Annotated in this window: 1 protein-coding gene; it reads right to left on the reverse strand. The window is 67.3% G+C overall.

What is annotated here, in order from left to right; genetic code table 11:
- Nucleotides 1-245, reverse strand: a 245-nt coding sequence (locus AC0IYH_RS33390; RefSeq protein ID WP_471838712.1) for a F0F1 ATP synthase subunit gamma, incomplete at both ends; no start/stop codon positions are given.

Genomic DNA, 245 nt, shown 5'->3' on the forward strand with positions numbered 1-245 from the left:
GCGTTCATACGGCTGCCCTGCTCCGACGCCGCGTTTTCCAGCAGCGCGCGGAAGATCTGGATGGCGACGTTGCGCGGCAGCAGGTCGGCGAGGATCGCCTCCTCGCTCGGCTCATATTCGGTCACCGCCGCCGGGGCATCGGCCTTGCCGGTCGCGCCCTTGATGCTGGACAGCGGCACCGGGACGAGCTGGATGCCGGTCGGCTCCTGCACCAGCGCCGAGACGAATTTGGCATAGAACAGATG

Source organism: Pseudomonas sp. AC463, assembly GCF_979253585.1.